The 16,664-nt window shown below is 67.6% G+C and carries 15 protein-coding genes; 5 read left to right on the top strand and 10 right to left on the bottom strand.

Annotation, left to right across the window (positions count from 1 at the left end; genetic code table 11):
* Nucleotides 1-7: 7 nt before the first annotated feature.
* Both ACT9TC_RS07275 and ACT9TC_RS07270 read right to left on the bottom strand, forming a co-directional pair.
* On the bottom strand, nucleotides 8-1,861 hold the full coding sequence (locus ACT9TC_RS07275; RefSeq protein WP_458042695.1) for a beta-glucoside-specific PTS transporter subunit IIABC: 1,854 nt from the start codon (nucleotides 1,859-1,861) through the stop codon (nucleotides 8-10).
* Nucleotides 1,862-2,042: 181 nt separating this feature from the next.
* On the bottom strand, nucleotides 2,043-2,975 hold the full coding sequence (locus ACT9TC_RS07270) for a PRD domain-containing protein (protein WP_458042694.1): 933 nt from the start codon (nucleotides 2,973-2,975) through the stop codon (nucleotides 2,043-2,045).
* An 87-nt stretch (nucleotides 2,976-3,062) separates the two neighbouring features.
* On the opposite strand from ACT9TC_RS07270, the gene ACT9TC_RS07265 reads away from it, so the two are divergent.
* Nucleotides 3,063-3,545 (top strand): NUDIX domain-containing protein, encoded by a 483-nt coding sequence (locus tag ACT9TC_RS07265; RefSeq protein ID WP_458042693.1) that lies wholly within the window; start codon nucleotides 3,063-3,065, stop codon nucleotides 3,543-3,545.
* 24 nt (nucleotides 3,546-3,569) lie between these two features.
* Here the strand turns inward: ACT9TC_RS07265 and ACT9TC_RS07260 are convergent, their stop codons facing one another.
* Nucleotides 3,570-4,079, bottom strand: coding sequence for a GNAT family N-acetyltransferase (locus tag ACT9TC_RS07260; protein ID WP_458042692.1), 510 nt, complete (start codon nucleotides 4,077-4,079; stop codon nucleotides 3,570-3,572).
* Between ACT9TC_RS07260 and rlmN the strand changes: the two genes are divergently transcribed.
* Nucleotides 4,078-5,334, top strand: coding sequence for a dual-specificity RNA methyltransferase RlmN (gene rlmN / locus ACT9TC_RS07255; protein ID WP_458042691.1), 1,257 nt, complete (start codon nucleotides 4,078-4,080; stop codon nucleotides 5,332-5,334). The genes ACT9TC_RS07260 and rlmN overlap by 2 nt on opposite strands.
* Before the next feature lie 19 nt (nucleotides 5,335-5,353).
* Here the strand turns inward: rlmN and ACT9TC_RS07250 are convergent, their stop codons facing one another.
* On the bottom strand, nucleotides 5,354-6,076 hold the full coding sequence (locus tag ACT9TC_RS07250; RefSeq protein ID WP_458042690.1) for a phosphotransferase: 723 nt from the start codon (nucleotides 6,074-6,076) through the stop codon (nucleotides 5,354-5,356).
* A gap of 39 nt (nucleotides 6,077-6,115) precedes the next feature.
* Here ACT9TC_RS07250 and ACT9TC_RS07245 point away from each other — a divergent pair, with 39 nt between their 5' ends.
* On the top strand, nucleotides 6,116-7,126 hold the full coding sequence (locus ACT9TC_RS07245) for an aldo/keto reductase family protein (RefSeq protein WP_458042689.1): 1,011 nt from the start codon (nucleotides 6,116-6,118) through the stop codon (nucleotides 7,124-7,126).
* A 162-nt stretch (nucleotides 7,127-7,288) separates the two neighbouring features.
* On the opposite strand, the gene ACT9TC_RS07240 is transcribed toward ACT9TC_RS07245, so the two are convergent.
* The 6 genes from ACT9TC_RS07240 to ACT9TC_RS07215 all read right to left on the bottom strand — a co-directional run bounded on the left by ACT9TC_RS07240 (nucleotide 7,289) and on the right by ACT9TC_RS07215 (nucleotide 14,312).
* Entirely contained in the window at nucleotides 7,289-7,822 is a 534-nt protein-coding gene (locus ACT9TC_RS07240) for a ribonuclease H family protein (RefSeq protein ID WP_458042688.1), read from the bottom strand.
* 28 nt (nucleotides 7,823-7,850) lie between these two features.
* Entirely contained in the window at nucleotides 7,851-10,244 is a 2,394-nt protein-coding gene (ppsA, locus tag ACT9TC_RS07235; RefSeq protein WP_458042687.1) for a phosphoenolpyruvate synthase, read from the bottom strand.
* Nucleotides 10,245-10,303: 59 nt separating this feature from the next.
* The gene (locus tag ACT9TC_RS07230; protein WP_458042686.1) at nucleotides 10,304-11,137 is read right to left on the bottom strand and encodes a pyruvate, water dikinase regulatory protein; all 834 of its coding nucleotides are present in this window, start codon (nucleotides 11,135-11,137) and stop codon (nucleotides 10,304-10,306) included.
* A 128-nt stretch (nucleotides 11,138-11,265) separates the two neighbouring features.
* A complete protein-coding gene (locus ACT9TC_RS07225; RefSeq protein WP_458042685.1) occupies nucleotides 11,266-11,733 on the bottom strand; it encodes a GbsR/MarR family transcriptional regulator in 468 nt (155 codons plus the stop codon).
* 9 nt (nucleotides 11,734-11,742) lie between these two features.
* Complete coding sequence (locus tag ACT9TC_RS07220; protein WP_458042684.1) at nucleotides 11,743-13,362, bottom strand: ABC transporter permease; 1,620 nt, start codon at nucleotides 13,360-13,362, stop codon at nucleotides 11,743-11,745.
* Nucleotides 13,359-14,312, bottom strand: coding sequence for an ATP-binding cassette domain-containing protein (locus ACT9TC_RS07215; RefSeq protein WP_458042683.1), 954 nt, complete (start codon nucleotides 14,310-14,312; stop codon nucleotides 13,359-13,361). The genes ACT9TC_RS07220 and ACT9TC_RS07215 overlap by 4 nt, the downstream gene beginning before the upstream one ends.
* A gap of 175 nt (nucleotides 14,313-14,487) precedes the next feature.
* On the opposite strand from ACT9TC_RS07215, the gene ACT9TC_RS07210 reads away from it, so the two are divergent.
* Entirely contained in the window at nucleotides 14,488-15,126 is a 639-nt protein-coding gene (locus ACT9TC_RS07210) for a GntR family transcriptional regulator (RefSeq protein WP_458042891.1), read from the top strand.
* Nucleotides 15,123-16,649 (top strand): MmgE/PrpD family protein, encoded by a 1,527-nt coding sequence (locus tag ACT9TC_RS07205; protein WP_458042682.1) that lies wholly within the window; start codon nucleotides 15,123-15,125, stop codon nucleotides 16,647-16,649. The genes ACT9TC_RS07210 and ACT9TC_RS07205 overlap by 4 nt, the downstream gene beginning before the upstream one ends.
* The last annotated feature ends 15 nt before the right edge of the window (nucleotides 16,650-16,664 follow it).

Here is a 16,664-nt window from a genome sequence, read left to right as displayed (position 1 = left end):
ATCTCTCTCACTTCGCCGCAATGGCTGACTCGACCGCGCGGGCGAAGAACAGCGCTTCGCCGTGCGCAATCGGGCCGGATGCCGCCTCTCCGACCTCGGGGTAGAGGTCGGGGTTGGTGACGATGACCGGGGTGGTCAGGTCGTATCCGGCCGCTTCGATTGCCGCGCGGTCGAACTCGACCAGCAGGTCGCCGGCCGAGACCTGCTGGCCCGCCGTGACCTTCGGCGTGAAGTGCGCCCCGCCGAGCTTGACCGTGTCGATACCGATGTGGATCAGCAGCTCGAGGCCGTCGGCGTGGCGGAGGCCGATCGCGTGTCCGGTCGGGAACGCGGCGACGACCGTGGCATCGAACGGCGCGTACAGGGCACCCGAGCGGGGCTTGATCGCGACACCGTCACCCAGGCTGCCGTCGGCGAACGCGGCATCCGGAGTCTCGGACAGGGGAACGGCGGTGCCATCGAGCGGGCTCTGCACCGCGACGTCCGTGCTCTCGGCGGCCTGCATCTCATCCTCGACCGGGTCCTTGAATCCGATGACCACGACGAGCAGGAACGGGATGACGATCGCGGCGGCGAGGCCGATGATCATCATGATCGTGCTGCCGTTGCCGAACAGTGCCGGCAGAGCCAGACCTGACGGGACGACGAAGGCGGTCGCGAAGACGCCACCGGCGGCCATGATCGCGCCACCGACGACGCCGCCCACGATGCCGAAGGCGAACGGCCGCTTGAGGGGCAGGTTGATGCCGTAGATCGCGGGCTCGGTGATGCCGGCGAGGAAGCCCGACAGGGTCGCGGGCGCGGCGAGCGAGCGCAGGTTCTTGTTGCGCGTACGAACCCAGACGCCGGCGACGGCCGCGGCCTGGGCGAGCACGGCGGCGAAGACAGGGGCGACGAGCAGGATCTGACCCGTGGTCTGGTACTCGAGCGTGAAGAGCGGGACGAGGCCCCAGTGCAGGCCGAAGATGACGAATACCTGCCACAGGCCACCCATGATCGCACCACCGAGCCACGGCACGGTCGCGAAGACCCAGCCGATTGCCCCGCCGATCCAGCCGCTCAGGATGGCCGAGATAGGACCGATCACGACGAAGACGAGCGGAACCGCGATCAGCACGACGATCATCGGGGTGACGAAGCGACGGATGGCACCCGGGAGCTTGGCGTAGAGGAACTTCTCGGCGTAGCTCTGCAGCCACACGATGATGATGATCGGGATGACGCTCGAGACGTAGGTCACCATCGTGAAGGGGATGCCGAAGAACGTCAGGTCAGGCGCGCCCACGAGCGGGGTGATCGTCGGATACAGCAGCGCCCCCGCGATGGCGAGCGAGGTGAACTCGCTGGCCTTGAAGTAGCGCGCGGCCGTGATCGCCAGGGCGAGGGGCAGGAAGTTGATGAAGGCATCCGACAGGGCGAACAGCACCGTGTACGTGCTCGTCGTCGTGTCGATCCAGCCGAAGGTCGCCGCGGCCGCGAGGAACGCCTTCAGCAGACCGGTTCCCGCCAGCGCCCACAGCAGCGGGGTGAAGATCGAGGAGATCATGTTGATGAAGCGGTTGAAGAGGTTGCCCTTGGGGGCATCCGTCGCGGGTGTCGAGGCACCCGAGCCGCCGAACTTCGAGATCTTGCCGAGTGCGGCGTACACCTCGGGCACATCGTTGCCGATGACGACCTGGTATTGACCGCCGGCCTGAGCCGTGGTGATGACCCCAGGAACCGACCGGATCGTCTTTTCGTTGGCCTTCGACTCGTCTTTCAGGACGAACCGGAGCCGCGTCGCGCAGTGCACGACCGACTGCACATTCTGTTCGCCGCCGACGCCGTCGAGGACGCCCGCCGCTGTCTTGGAGTAGTCCATAGGACTCTCTCGCCTTCCGCCGCATCCGCGCGGCCTTGGTGTGTGTGGAAGCCTCGGACCGATTTTTGGCAACAAAAAAACCTGAACTCGTTCACCGTCGAAAAGACGATGTGAGTTCAGGTTTTGCCCGCTGCTGCGGTAACAATCCTTCGCTTCGCAAAGCGACTCCGCTCTGCGCCGGTCAGCGTAGCACAGCCTCACCCGGGTTGTCTTCGGGGGCGGATGCGCCTGAAGTGCCGGATCCAATCGCCACCTGACTTGCGAGACGCTCCACATGCACGATCAGGTACAGCAGCTCTTCGTCGGTCAGTTCTGATTCGGTCGCCGCCAAGACGTACGACTTGACCTCCAGCGCGATCGCGTGGGAGCGCGGGTAGCTGTGCTTAGCGAACTCGAAAAACGAGGTGTCGGCGCCGCGCAGCATCGACCGCGACACCAGGCGCTGCAGCAAGAACTGCACGTGCAGGATGAAGCGGGCGTAGTCGGGGCTGTCGACGTCGAGCCGCACGCCGAGGCCCGATTCGACCGTGGTCACGACGTGCTGCACGCGGCGGAACAGCAGAGCCGCGGTGCCGTTTGGCTCGTCCCGCGTGGCGTTGAGCAGGTGCATCGTGAGGAAGACCGACTCTTCGTCGGGCAGGGGGCGCTCGAGCGACGCGCTGATCGAGTCGACCATGAGCGACGCCGCGGCGAACTCCTGCGGGTGGAGCACCCGCAGCTCCGGCATCGATGTCGTGGGGATGCGGATGCCCTGGTCGAGGCGTTCGATCACGAACTGGATATGGTCGACCACGCCCATCGTGAGGCGTCGTCCGAGGCTTCGCCCCAACATCCGCTCGGCATCGTCGACGGCCCGCGATACGGCCTCGATCACCGCGTAGGGAACGTCGGTGAGCAGGCGCCGGTCGCGCTCGCCGTCGGATCCCTCGTCGAGGACGAAGGTCTTCTCGACCTTGGCGGCATCGATCACGTCGGCGGGCGACAGCTGAAAGCCGAGGCCCCGGCCCATGAGCACGCGTTCACGACCGTTGTCGTCGATCGAGATCACAACGTTGTTGTTGAGCACTTTGTGCACAACCGTTGCGGCGCCCGACGCGCCGTTTCCCGCCGCCATCCGCAAAGTCTACGGTGGGTCCGGCGAGCGGACCTAGCCTGGGGGGATGCCTCATCGATTCGTCGCTTCCGAGACATCCGGGTCGCCATGCCGGTGATGAGCGCGGGGCTTCTCCTGTATCGGATCACGGGCGCGCACGAGAGCACACCGGTTCTCGAGGTGCTGATCGCCCATATGGGCGGCCCGTTCTGGGCGCGAAAGTCCGAGGGCGCCTGGTCGATCCCCAAGGGAGAGTTCGACCCGGATGCGGAGTCGGGGCTCGATGCAGCCCGTCGCGAGTTCGCGGAGGAGCTCGGGGTAGATGCGCCCGACGTCGAATATGCCGAACTCGGCACGTTCTCCTATGCCTCGGGTAAACGCGTCATCGTCTTCGTCGGAGACGGCGCGGATTTTGGCCCGAAGACCTTCACCTACGGGACTTTCGAGCTCGAGTGGCCGCCGCGCTCGGGCCGCATCGTCGAGTTTCCCGAGGTCGACGATGCGCGGTGGATCGACGCGGATGCTGCTTCGGCCCTGCTCGTGAAGGGCCAGCGCCCCGCACTCGAGGCACTCGCGCGCCACCTGGGGTAGGCCGCACAGAACGCGTGAGCCGGCTCAGCCCAACCGCTTGCGTAGAAACACTTGCTGGATGCCGTCATCGCCGTCGACCCGCTCGCTCTCGACGTAACCCTCACGTTCGTAGAGACGCAGGTTCGCCTCACTGAGCGAACCCGTGAACAGTTCCGCCTCGACGGCCCCCGCCGCGCGCCCCGCGGCCTCGACCGCCGCGAGCAGACGCGAGCCGATGCCCCGACCCTGCATGTCGGGCGCGATCGCGAGCCGACCGATCAGCAATAACTCACCGTCGCGTCGGCCGCGGACGGCGCCGACCATGCGAGGACCGAGGAGCGCGACGCATCCGTCGTTCCGCCGCAACTCGGCCTCGAGTTCTGCGAGCGTCTGCGTGAGAGGTGACATGTCGGGCGTGCCGTAGATCAGTGCTTCTTGCACGAAGGCCGCGCGCTGCAGGGTGAGAACTTCGCCGGCGTCCCCGGGGCGGATCGGTCGGACCGAGACGTCTTCTTCCACCTTTTCCACGGTAGCGGTCCCGTAGCCTGGAACCATGTCTTCTCTCCCGCCCGACTCTCCCGTCCGCCCGACGGGGCCGGGTCCCGTGCGCCAGGTACGTCCGGCGACCGAGGGGTGGCAGCAGCAGAAGGATGCCTCGGGCCGGCCGTTGCTGCAGTTTGCGAGCCCGAAGCGCGGCAAGCCTCCGGTGCACCTGGCCGACCTCACGCCCGAAGCCCGCGCCGAGCGCGCGAAAGAACTCGGGCTCCCGGCCTTCCGCGCCAAGCAGATCGCGGCGCACTACTTCCGCCACTACACGTCCGACCCCGCCCTCATGACCGACCTGCCCTCGGCCGGTCGCGAAGAGCTTGTCGCCGGGTTCCTGCCGCCGCTGTTGACCGAGGTTCGGCGTATGCAGACCGACGGCGGCGACACGATCAAGTTCCTGTGGAAGCTGCACGACGGCGCGCTGGTCGAGTCGGTGCTCATGCGCTACCCCGGCCGCATCACGCTGTGCGTCTCGTCGCAGGCGGGATGCGGCATGAATTGCCCGTTCTGCGCGACGGGTCAGGCGGGGTTGACACGCAACATGTCGGCGGCCGAGATCATCGAGCAGATCGTTCGCGCCAACGCCCTGATCGCGGCGGGCGAGCTCGGGGGAAAGCGCTCCGACGATCACAGCATGGAACGCGTCAGCAACATCGTCTTCATGGGCATGGGTGAGCCGCTCGCCAACTACGCGCGGGTCATGCAGGCCGTGCGCGTCATGGTCGCGCAGCAGCCCGACGGCCTCGGCATGAGCGCTCGCGGCATCACGGTTTCGACTGTCGGGCTCGTCCCGGCGATCCTCAAGCTCGCCGCGGAAGACATCCCGGTCACGTTCGCCCTGTCGCTCCACGCGCCCGACGACGTGCTGCGCAACGAGTTGATCCCGGTCAACTCCCGCTGGAAGGTCGACGAGGCGCTCGACGCGGCTCGCAACTACTTCGAGAAGACCGGTCGTCGCGTGTCGATCGAATACGCACTGATCAAGGACATGAATGACCACGCTTGGCGTGCCGATCTGCTCGCCGACAAGCTCAATGCTCGCGGGCGCGGCTGGGTGCACGTCAACCCGATTCCGCTGAACCCGACGCCCGGGTCGATCTGGACCGCGTCCGAGAAGTCCGTGCAGAACGAGTTCGTGCGACGCCTGAACGACGCGGGCATCCCGACGACCCTCCGCGATACGCGCGGTAAAGAGATCGACGGGGCGTGCGGTCAGCTCGTCGCGACGGTCGAGGATGAGGCTGCGGCGGCCGCGACTCCGTGACTCGTCGTTCCCGAGGCGCTCACGTCGCGTTCCAGAGGTCGCGGTAGTAGGCCAACCGGGTCTCGTCGGGTTCGATTCCGTACCCATCGAGAACGGCCCCCTCCCATCCCGGGCCGAAGTTCCACTCCGTCGACATCGCCGCGACCGCGATGTCCGCCCATCGGTCTCCGACGCCGAGCCGTCCGAGATCGACGTGCGCGATCGGGTCGCCGGCGTCCGAGAGCAGCGTATTGGGGGCGCACGCGTCGCCGTGGCAGACGACCAGACCGTCCACCGGGGGCGGGTCGCCGAATCGTGGATCGAGATGGATGCCCCGGCGCGCGGCATCCGCTGTCCGCTGTTCCGCATCCCAGCGCCAGGGGCACCCCACGACCGGTAGTCGATCGTGGAGGGCGCGCAGCCCGACGCCTATCGCGCGTGCCGCGGTAGCAGGCCGCGCGATCCACTTCGGCGCGACCGCGCTCTGACCCGGGATCGTTCGCGTCACGAGCCACTCGAATTCGTCATCCACGCCGTGCGCGACGACCTCGGGGACCCGGATGTGTGGCGCGGCCCAGGTGAGACGCTCGACCTCGTCCGCCATCGACTCCTCTGCGTTCAGCGGACCGAACTTGATGTGCACGTCGCCCGCGCGATACGTCGTTCCGCCCCGCTCGTTGAGCCAGACGGCCCGCACCCCGGAGCCTCCGGCGAGGTGCAGCACGACCGCGGGGACCGGGCCGGTCTCGTGGGGAATGGTCATGACCGCCTCGGGGTGTCACGCGCGGGCTAGCGTAGAGGAATGGTCAATTATCGCTATCTCGGCAACTCCGGCTTCAAAGTCTCGGAAATCACGTACGGAAACTGGGTCACGCACGCGTCCCAGGTGGGCAACGAGGCGGCTATCGCCACGGTGCACAAGGCGCTGGATCTCGGCATCACGACGTTTGACACGGCGGATGCCTACGCGAACACCGCGGCAGAGGTCGTGCTCGGCGAGGCGCTGAAGGGCCAGCGTCGTGCCTCGCTGGAGATCTTCACGAAGGTCTACTGGCCGACCGGTCCGATGGGCCCGAACGACTCGGGGCTGAGTCGCAAACACATCATGGAGTCGATCGACGGTTCGCTCGAGCGCCTCGGCGTCGACTACGTCGATCTTTATCAGGCGCACCGCTTCGACTACGAGACGCCGCTGGAAGAGACGATGCAGGCTTTCGCTGACATCGTCCGCCAGGGCAAGGCGCTCTACATCGGCGTTTCGGAGTGGACGGCCGATCAGCTGCGCGCCGGCCACGCCCTCGCGACGGAGCTGAAGTTCCAGCTCGTGTCGAACCAGCCGCAGTACTCGGCGCTTTGGCGCGTCATCGAGGCCGATGTCGTGCCGACGTCGGAAGAACTCGGCATGTCGCAGGTTGTCTGGTCGCCGATGGCGCAGGGTGTGCTGAGCGGAAAGTACAAGCCCGGTCAGCCGGTTCCCGCGGGGTCGCGTGCCACCGATGACAAGAGCGGCGCGAACTTCATCAAGCGCTTCCTGGATGACGACGTGCTCACCGCCGTGCAGAAGCTCGTGCCGGTCGCCGAGCAGGCGGGGCTCACGATGCCCCAGCTCGCGATCGCGTGGGTTCTGCAGAACCCGAACGTCGCAGCGGCCCTTGTCGGCGCATCGCGTCCCGAGCAGCTCGAGGATTCGGTCAAGGCCTCGGGCGTCGTGCTCGATGCCGACACGATGACCGCGATCGACGACGCGCTGGCTCCTGTTGCGGTGACTGACCCGGCGAAGACCCTCGAGGTCTCGCCCCAGTCGCGCCCGTAGGGGACTCGCACCACCGGCCCGCCGCCCCTACCCGGGGAGGCGGGCCGTTTCGTCGTGCGAGTCCGCCGGTTCTCGCCGAGAGTGCCCTTTATTCGCCGTGGCTAACCGGCGATCTCGGCGTTAACCGGCGCACTCGGCGGAGTGAGGTGCCGGGGTGGGGTGCTAGCGGCCGTTCTTCGGGGCCGAGGATACGTCGAGCACGGGGTGCAGGCCACCGAGTGACGACCAGGCGCTCTCGATGCCTTTCGCTGCGTGCTCCGACGAGCGCACCGCGCGCTCGTCGGCCCAGGCGTTCAGCACATGACCCGAGTGCCCGCGCACGTGCTCCAACACCACATCGGGCATCCCGGCCGCCCGGCGGGCATCGCGCGCCGCGATCAACTGCTCCAGGATGTCGACGTTCTTGGTCGGCGCGCCGGTCGACGTCTTCCAGCCACGCCGCCGGTGCCCGTCCATCCACTTCGTGTAGGTATCGATCGCATACTTCGAGTCGGCCTGCACGACCAGGTTCTCGACGTTCGGGTGATCTTCGATGGCCTTGAGGAGCCCGAGCAATTCGCCGATGTTATTTGTGCCCTCGCGGATGGATCCGGATGCCCAGTGGCCGTCTTCGCCGACCCACGCCCAGCCCGCTGGGCCGGGATTGCCCTTGCAGGCGCCGTCGGTCGCAACAATGTAGGGGGTGGTTTCGCTCACTCGGGCAAGGCTACCTCCGCCCCCGCCCTCACACGGTCGGCGTGGGCGCCTCGGCGGCCAGCCGGATCCACGTTTCCACAACCGTGTCGGGGTTGAGCGAGATCGACTCGATCCCCTCTTCGACGAGCCATTCGGCAAGATCCGGATGGTCCGACGGCCCCTGGCCGCAGATGCCGACGTACTTGCCGCGCGCCCGGCAGGCGGCGATCGCCATCGACAGCATCTTCCGCACGGCGGGGTCTCGTTCGTCGAAGGTCGACGCGACGAGCGAGCTGTCGCGGTCGAGTCCGAGGGTCAGCTGCGTCATGTCGTTCGAGCCGATCGAGAATCCGTCGAAGTAGTCGAGGAACTCATCCGCCAGCAGGGCATTGGAGGGCAGCTCGCACATCATGATGACCTTGAGGTCGTTCTCGCCACGGCGGAGACCGTTCTCGGTGAGCAGCTCGACAACGGCGTGCCCCTCACCGACCGTGCGGACGAACGGCACCATGATCTGCACGTTCGAGAATCCCATCTCGTCGCGGACGTGCCGCAGGGCCTCGCACTCCATGTCGAAGCAGGGTCGGAAGTCGGGCGAGATGTACCGCGAGGCGCCGCGGTAGCCGAGCATCGGGTTCTCTTCGTGCGGCTCGTAGCGGTCGCCGCCCAGCAGGTTGGCGTACTCGTTCGACTTGAAGTCACTCAGGCGCACGATGACGGGTTCGGGCCAGAACGCCGCCGCGATCATCGAGATTCCCTCGGCGACGCGCTGCACGAAGTAGTCCCGCGGTGAGGCATAGGCGGCGGTCGCGGCCGCGATCTGCTGCTTCAGGTCGGACGGAAGGGTGTCGAACTCGAGCAGTGCCCGGGGGTGGATGCCGATCTGTCGGTTGATCACGAACTCGAGGCGGGCGAGGCCGACGCCGTCGTTCGGCAGGCGCGAGAACGAGAACGCCTGGTCGGGCGTGCCGACGTTCATCATGATCTTCACCGGAGCCTTCGGCATCCGATCGAGGTGGGTGAGCTGTTCTTCGAAGTCGAGCAGCCCGCGGTAGACGAATCCGGTGTCGCCCTCGGCGCACGAGATCGTGACCTCGTCGCCGTCGACGAGCAGGCGCGTGGCATCGCCGGTGCCGACCACCGCGGGGATGCCCAGTTCGCGCGCGATGATCGCCGCATGGCACGTGCGGCCACCGCGATTGGTGACGATGGCGCTCGCGCGCTTCATGATCGGCTCCCAGTCGGGGTCGGTCATGTCGGCCACGAGCACATCTCCGGGCTGGAACTCACCCATCTGCGAGACATCCCGCAGCACGCGAACGGGCCCGGATCCGATCCGTTGCCCGATGGCGCGGCCCGCGACGGCGACCTCGCCCGAGTCGTTCAGCACGAAGCGACGGATGACCCCGACATCCGTCCGCGACACGACCGTCTCGGGTCGGGCCTGCACGATGTAGAGCCCGCCGTCGATGCCGTCCTTGGCCCACTCGATGTCCATCGGGCGCCCGTAGTGCTGCTCGATCACGAGCGCATGGCGGGCGAGTTCGGTGATGTCGTCGTCGCTCAGCGAGAAGCGGATGCGGTCGGTCTGCGGCACATCGACGAACGCCGTACTCGCGCCCGCGTGACGGTCGTCGGTGTAGCGCATCGCAATAGCCTTCTCGCCGACCGAACGTTTGAGGATCGCCGGGCGACCCGCCGCTAACGCCACCTTCGACACGTAGAACTCGTCGGGGTTGACCGCGCCCTGCACGACGGCCTCGCCCAGTCCGTATGAGCTCGTGACGAAGACCGCGCCGTCGAATCCGGACTCGGTGTCGACCGTGAACATGACACCGGCTGCCCCGAGGTCTGAGCGCACCATCCGTTGCACACCCGCCGAGAGGGCGACGTCGTGGTGCTCGTAGCCGTGGTGCGCGCGGTAGGCGATGGCTCGGTCGTTGTAGAGCGAGGCGAACACCGAACGGATGGCGCCCAGCACGTTGTCGATGCCTGAGATGTTCAGGAACGTCTCTTGCTGTCCAGCGAAGGATGCATCGGGAAGATCCTCGGCGGTCGCGCTGGAGCGCACGGCCCAGGTGACGTCCTCTTCCGCGGCCTCGCCGGCGTCGGCCGTGAGGCGTTCGTAGGCCGAGCGGATGTCCCGGTCGAGGTCTGCGGGCAGTTCCTGCTCTTCGATCCACGACCTGATCTCCGACCCGGCCGCCGCGAGCCCCGCGACGTCCTCGACATCGACGACCTCGATCCGCCGACGGATGCGGCCCTCGAGTTCGTCTGCGGTCAGGAACGAGCGGTACGCGTCGGCGGTCGTCGCGAACCCTCCGGGAACCTTGACGCCGAGCGCGGACAGGTGCGAGACCATCTCGCCGAGCGACGCGTTCTTGCCGCCGACTCGGGCGACGTCGGCCATGCCGACCTCATCGAACCAGAGGATGTTCGTCATGGGGGAACCTTTCGAAGGGGATGCTCTCGTGGAGCGGACTGGTGTGAGCGGAAAAGGGATTAGGGGCGCAGCTTGAGCGACTGCATGATGACGGCGGACATCTCTTCGACGCTCTTGGTCGAGGAGTTCACGAACGGGATGTGTGCCCGGCGATAGAGGTCTTCGGCGCGGCGCAGCTCGAGGGTGCACTGGGCGAGACTGGCGTAGGTCGAGTTGGCGCGCCTTTCGTGGCGGACCTGACTCAGGCGGAGGGGTGTCGTGGTCAGCCCGAAGCACCGTGTGCGAAACCGCTCGAGTTCGCGGGGCAGGCCCTCGGTCGGGTAGTCGTCGTCGGTGAGGGGGTAATTCGCGACCAGCAGGCCGTATTGTAGCGCCAGGTACATGGTCGTCGGGGTCTTGCCGCAGCGCGAGGGCGCGACGATGACGACGTCCGCCTGGTCGAGCGCGCGAAAGCTCTGGCCGTCGTCGTGCTCGATCGCGTATTCGACGGCTCGCATCCGCGCGAAATAGCGCTCGGTGTCGCCGACGGTGTGGAACTGGCCGAGCTGCTCGGATGCCGTCGTGCCGAGCGCGCCCTCGAGCTCGGTGAGGTGCCCGCTGAGAAGGTCGATGTGGGTTGCCCGCGCTACCCGGATGCTCGCCCCGACCTCGTGCCCCTTGACCGTGCTGAAGACGATCGGCTCGGCTCCCGACGCTCCCGCGGCCTCGATCTCGCGCACGACGGCCTGTGCCGCCGGCACGGAGTCGATGAACGGGATCGTGCGTCGCGAGAAGGTGACGCCGGGGAAGTTGGCGAGCAGCGCGTTGCCGAGCGTCTCCGCCGTGATCCCCGTGCTGTCGGACACGAAGAAGGCCGTGCGATCGGGCTGCGCTGCGCCTATGCCGGTGCTCACCACGAGTGCTCTCTCTCGGGGCGCGGGTGCGCCCTTCGAGTCGAATCTAGGAAAGTTCGACAGGTCTCAGTGCCAGATGAGACCGAAAGTTCGGCAAAACTTACGCGGGCGGTAGGAACTCGCGTGCTCTAGCTGGCGCCGGGCGCGGTGCGTTCGGCCCGCCACTCATCGGCCAGGCGAGGCATCCGCTCGGCGAGATAACGCAAGAAGTCCGCGGTGTCGCGCGCACGATCGACCGAGAGGGGGGCGTCGACGTTCTCGTCGGCGATCGCGTCCATCTGTGTCGCCAGGTTTGCGTAGAGGGGGGCATTCACGGTGATCATGTCAGCCCAGGCGTCGTCGACCAGGTCGTAACGGTCACGCCTGTCACCCGGGCGGGGCAGCCTCTGGATGAGGCGCATCGACACGAGGTACCGCACCGCCCCCGACACCGCAGCCGCGGAGACGCCCAGACGATCCGCCAACTCGGCGGCGGTGTAGCCCTCATCGGGCGAGCCGACGAGCGCCATCATGACGCGCGCAGGCATCCGTGCCATGCCCGCGGCGGCCAGCAGCGCGGCCGCCTGCTCGGCCGGCTCCGTCCCGGAATGCTCCATGATCCGAATCTATCCGCCGCTCACCAGTTCCCGGCGCCGCATGAGGCCGAGCGATCCGATGACACCGACGGCCGCCGCACCGAGCAGCCACCACAGCCCGCGCACGTCGACGGTGTCGCCCTCGATCAGCGGCGCAATGCCCACGGGGGACAGGTCCGTCAGCCACGCCGGAAATCCGAACAGCGGGCCGAAGAGCCCGAGCACCATCCCGAGCAGGACAAGCGTCCAGCCGAGCGCGATCGTCGCCCGCGGCACGACGACGAAGATCAGCGCCGTGACGACGAGGAAGACGGATGCCGCGGCAATCTGTCCACCGCCGACCACCGCGACGTCTCGCATCAGGGCGAGATCGCCGTCCTGTCCGACGATGCCGAGTGCCGCGCCGAGGGCACCGGCGAGCACGACCGCGACGAGGGCGACGAGCCCGATCACGAGGTATCCGCCCAGCCACCGCACGCGGTTGATGGGCGTCGCGAGCAGTACCTCGGCGGTGCCCTGCGTCTCCTCTTGGCGGGCTCGGCAGACGGTCTGCACGGCGGCACACGCGGCGAGGACGCCGAGCATGGTGAAGAAGATCGTCACCGTACCCTGCTCGACGTTTCCGGCGCCGGCGATCTGTTCGAGCAATGCCTGGACAGTCGGGTTCGTCGCCCCGATCTCGGCCACGAGTGACGCGAGCGACGTGGACAGGGCGCCGATGATCAGGCCCCCGACGGCCCAGCCGACCACCGCTTCGCGGGAGAGCCGCCACGTGAGCGCCGCCGACGTCGACAGCGCGCGGGACGCCTCGGTGCGGCCCGCCCGTTCCGCGAGAAAGCTCTCCCCGACATCGCGGGCTCCCTGGGCGAGGGTCGCCCCCGCGACGAGCGCTACCGCCACCGCAAAAGCGATGACCAGGGGCCATCCGTTGTTCGCGGCGAAGGGGCGGGTATTTTCGGCCCACCCGACGGGCGAGAGCCAGGTGAGCCAAGAGCTGTCGATGCGTTGCAGGTCATCGCTCGGGGTGCCCAGCGCATTGCCGAACCCGGCCACGAAGAACAGCACGAGCAGAGTCCAGACGGACGCGGAGTTGGCACCACGGGACGTGCGGAACAGCTGACCCCCGACGAGCCCGACACCGAGGAAGACGAGCCCGACAGAGCCCGCCGCGCCGCCTGCTATGGCCGAGCCGACCGGCTCGAGCCCCGTGGCGATGAATGCCACGGTAACGAGCACCCCGAGCAGCAGGTTGGACAGGGTTCCGTGGATGACGGTGGCCACCAGGGGTGCAAAACGCGATGCTGGCGTGGCGCCGAGCAGCTCCGCACGTCCCGTCTCTTCATCGCCGCGCGTGTGCCGGACGGCGAGGAACGTGCTCATGAATGCCGCGAGCAGACAGAGCCACGGGAGGATCAGGAACGTGATGAACGCGCCTTCGTCGGCGCCCGACGGCAGACCGCGAAACAGCAGGATGACGGGGTTGGCGATGGCTGCTGCGAGCAGGGATGTGCGATCCTGCGCGACCCCATACGACTCGGAGACGCCGATGTACGCGAAAGGGGCGAGGAGAGCCGTGCCGATCGTCCACATCGTGATCTGCAGCCGATCGCGCCGGATACGCTGCCCGAGCAGCGTGCCGACGCCGTTCATCGCGACCCGCCGCCGGTGGTTGTGCTGCGTTCGCCGCTCCGTTCTCCGCTCCGTTCGCCGTAGTGACGGAGGAAAAGCTCCTCGAGCGAGGGCGGGGTGATGTGCAGACCCTGCACCTTCTGGCGGACGAGTTCGGGCAGTACATCCGTGACGGCGTCCGAATCGACGGTGAAGCGCACCCGTCCGTCTTCGACGACGAGGTCGTGCGCCTCGGGGAGTTCGCCGGCGTCCCATGGCGTCGCGGTCGACGCATCGAACGAAACCTCGGTTCGCGTGAGGTGCCGCAACTCTGCCAGGGTGCCTGTCTCGACGATCCGCCCCGCACGGATGATGGACACCCGGTCGCACAGCTGCTCGACCTCGGGCAGGATGTGGCTCGAGAGCAGAACGGTGGCCCCGGCATCCCGGATACGCGCGATCTCGCGGCGGAACACCACCTCCATGAGGGGGTCGAGCCCGCTCGTCGGCTCGTCGAAGATGTAGAGGTCTGCGGGAACCGACAACGCTGCGATGAGGGCCACCTTCTGGCGGTTGCCGTTCGAATAGGCGCGGCCCTTCTTGCGGGGGTCGAATTCGAACGCAGCGATCAATCGATCCTTTCCTTCGCGGAACGCGGGGTCCCGGGTACTCGCTCCTCGAAGGCGCGCGAGAAGGTCGATCGCTTCCCCGCCCGACAAGTTCGGCCACACGCTTACGTCGCCCGGGATGTAGGCGATACGCCGGTGGATGGCGACGGCGTCACGCCACGGGTCGAGTCCGAAGACGGATGCTTGGCCCGACTTCGCACGCGCCAGGCCCAGCAGAACGCGGATGGTGGTGGACTTGCCCGCGCCGTTGGGCCCGAGGAATCCGTGGACCTGACCGTCGGGGACGTCGAGGTCGAGCCCATCGAGGGCGTGCACGCGGCCGTAGTGCTTCGTCAGGCCGCGCGTCAGGATGACAGAGGACATTCTCGGGACGCTACACCCATTTCAGAAAATTGTGAATACTTGCTCTTGTGATGCGGGGTGTTAATCGCCTCAGCGATCCTTGTGTATACGCAGAACGAAGAACGAGGTTCTTTCTGGCACCTAAAGGCACTCTATGTATACAATTAGAGTGTCCGATGATGAGGGGGTGACCGCCGTGCGTGCCAGCGATCGCGCCTACGCGACCCTCCTCGACGAGGTCCAGAACGGTGCCCTTCCGCCCGGAACCGTGCTCGGCGAGGTCGAGCAGGCGACCCGTCTCGGCGTCAGCCGCACTCCCCTCCGTGAGGCACTGGGTCGGCTCGCCGCCGATGGGCTCGTCGTTCAGCAGTCGCCCCGCGTGACGGTGGTCGCAGCGATCGATGCCCGAGGTATCCGCGAGATCTTCGAGGTGCGCAGAGCCCTCGAAGAGGCAGCCGCACGTCTGGCCGCCGAGCGGGGGGATGCGGCGGCCTTCGGCGAACTTGCCCGCGCGTTCGCCGACACCCGTGCAACCGGGCCCGAGAGCGTCGAGGCGTACTACGCGCTGATCGCGCGCTTCGATCGCCAGCTCGATGCATCCGTGGCCAACGACTTCTTGACTGCCGCGCTGCGGAACGTGCGGACGCACCTCGTCCGTGTGCGCCGCTTGGCTCGGGACAACCCCGACCGCTTGGCTGCATCGGCCGCCGAGCACCGGCTCATCGCCTCGGCCATCGCCGCGCGTGACGCAGATCTCGCCGCCCACGCCACCCACGTGCACCTGCACAGCGCTCTCACGAACATCCTCGAAACGCTTCCGGAAGGCACTCTATGACTCAGCTTCACCACGTTCGCGTCCACCGCAGCGACGAGAACCTCGCTCGCGACGGCCAGCTGGCCTGGAAGATCGCCCAGGTCGCTGTCGACACTGTCGCGGTCGAGCCCGCGGTCATCGACATGATCATCAACCGGGTGGTCGACAACGCCGCCGTCGCAGCGGCCTCGCTGACCCGCGCTCCGGTGAGCGCCGCACGTCAGCAGGCCCTCGACCACGCCGTCTCGGCGAACGGTCACGGCGGCACGATCTTCGGATGCACGATCGAGCGCCGGACGAGCCCCGAGTGGGCGGCATGGGCGAACGGCGTGGCGGTGCGCGAGCTCGACTACCACGACACGTTCCTCGCGGCCGAGTACTCTCATCCGGGCGACAACATCCCGCCGATCTTTGCCGTGGCACAACACGTCGGCGCGGATGGTGCCGCGCTCGTGCGCGGGCTCGCGACGGGGTACGAGATCCAGATCGACCTGGTGCGTGCGATCTCGCTGCACAAGCACAAGATCGACCACGTCGCGCACCTCGGCCCCTCGGCCGCCGCGGGCATCGGTACCCTCCTGGGGCTCGACGCCGAGACCATCTACCAGGCCGTCGCGCAGGCGCTACACACGACCACCGCGACGAGGCAGAGCCGCAAGGGCGAGATCTCGACCTGGAAGGCGCACGCCCCGGCCTTCGCGGGCAAGATGGCGGTCGAAGCCGTCGACCGCGCGATGCGGGGCGAGACCAGCCCCTCGCCCATCTACGAGGGCGAGGACGGCGTGATCGCGTGGCTACTGGACGGAAAGGATGCGTCGTACGACGTGCCGCTTCCCGCGCCGGGCGAGGCCAAGCGCGGCATCCTCGACTCGTACACGAAGGAGCACTCGGCCGAGTATCAGGCCCAGGCCTGGATCGACTTGGCGCGCAAGCTCGGGACCGAGAACCCGGCGTTGCGCGACCCCGCGAACATCGAATCGGTCGTGCTGCACACGAGTCACCACACGCACTACGTGATCGGTTCGGGTGCGAACGACCCGCAGAAATACGACCCAACGGCGTCGCGCGAGACGCTCGACCACTCGATTCCGTACATCTTCACGGTCGCTCTGCAGGACGGGGCGTGGCACCACGTCGACTCCTACACGCCCGAGCGCGCCCAGCGGGCGGACACTGTGGCGCTGTGGGACAAGGTCACCACGGCCGAGGACGCCGAGTGGACCCGGCGCTACCATTCCGAGGACCCGACGGAGAAGGCCTTCGGCGGACGCGTCGAGATCCGCATGACGGATGGCTCGACCGTGATCGACGAGATTGCCGTGGCCGACGCGCATCCGCTCGGCGCCCGCCCGTTCGCGCGGGCCGACTACGTCCGCAAGTTCCGGCTGCTGGCCGAGCCCGTGCTCGAGCCGGCCGAGATCGAGCGCTTCCTGGCCCTCGCCGAACGGCTGCCCGACCTCACGGCGGACGAGGTACGCGAGCTCACGATCGTCGCGAAGCCCGGGGTGCTCGAGGCTGCGCCCGCGCCGCGGGGGCTCTTCTGATGTCCGGTCGAGGCT

Source organism: Microbacterium sp. HM-570 (genome assembly GCF_054165885.1).
Note: the sequence above shows the minus strand (reverse complement) of the source record. Positions and strands in the feature narration are given on the sequence as shown.